Annotated in this window: 1 protein-coding gene; it reads right to left on the reverse strand. The window is 68.5% G+C overall.

All coding sequences use genetic code 11. The annotated features are described in order from the left end of the window. On the reverse strand, positions 1–486 hold a 486-nt coding region (locus ACLEJU_RS28670), incomplete at both ends, for an enolase C-terminal domain-like protein (protein ID WP_440776782.1).

The raw sequence follows: 486 nt of genomic DNA on the forward strand, positions 1-486 counted from the left end.
TTCAGGGCGAAGATGCTGGCCGCGCCATCGGCGGCCAGGCTGAAGGCGTCCTCGACACTCTCGATGGATTCGTCGGCCATGATCGGCGCCGGGCTGCGCTGGTTCAGGCGCACCTGGCCGCCGCGGTTGATGCGCGCGATCGGCTGTTCGATCAGGTCGATGCCGTTGTCACCGAGCACCTGGCAGGCGCGGATGGCTTGCGATTCGTCCCAGTACTGGTTGACGTCGACGCGCACGCTGGCGCGCTCACCCAGCTCGCGCTTGATCGCCACCACGTGCTTCAGGTCCTGCTCGAGCGGGTTGGCGCCGATCTTCAGCTTGAACACGCGGTGCCGGCGGACCTCCAGCATGTGCTCGGCTTCGGCGATGTCGCGGGCGGTGTCGCCGCTGGCCAGGGTCCAGGCCACTTCCAGGCTGTCACGCACACGGCCGCCGAGCAGCTCGCTGACCGGCAGGCCAAGGCGCTTGCCCTGAGCGTCGAGCAAG

Source organism: Pseudomonas sp. SMN11 (assembly GCF_052041945.1).
In the GTDB taxonomy this organism is placed as follows: Bacteria; Pseudomonadota; Gammaproteobacteria; order Pseudomonadales; family Pseudomonadaceae; genus Aquipseudomonas.